Origin of the sequence: Desulfovibrio sp. OH1186_COT-070, assembly GCF_003860215.1 — a bacterium.
GTDB lineage: Bacteria > Desulfobacterota > Desulfovibrionia > Desulfovibrionales > Desulfovibrionaceae > Desulfovibrio.
The window spans coordinates 1-358 of sequence record NZ_RQYH01000217.1 but is presented as its reverse complement, the minus strand read 5'-3'; the positions used below and the strand labels follow the sequence as shown (position 1 = coordinate 358).

1 protein-coding gene is annotated in these 358 nt (G+C 43.3%); it reads right to left on the bottom strand.

Annotated features, from left to right (window positions below):
- On the bottom strand, positions 1–358 hold a 358-nt coding region (locus EII23_RS12575; protein WP_148091301.1), incomplete at both ends, for a transposase family protein.

Sequence of the window (358 nt, the reverse complement as noted above, 5' to 3'; positions counted from 1 at the left end):
TTACTTGGGTAACTTCTGATACAGAAGACACAGGCATCTCTTCTTCTATGAGTAACATAGAGTAGGCTTCAAACAGCAAGGTAAAACCACTATGAGGTCTTGCCCAAGGCACACTAACCATCGCGATTTTGTTTTCACCATATCGAATACGGGGAACTTTGCAATGAATATAGCAATGGTGCTGAAAGAAATTGAGGTGACGCCATGTCTTATCGAGAGTATCGTAAGCAGTAGATTGGCTGCCATCCGGAGCTGTAAACAGAAAGCCCTTTTCAAAGGCAAGCCATAAGTGCAGTTCTTTTGTGCCGCTTTCATTTATTTGAAATTCGGCACGAATTACGCTCCAAGGGGATTGCAG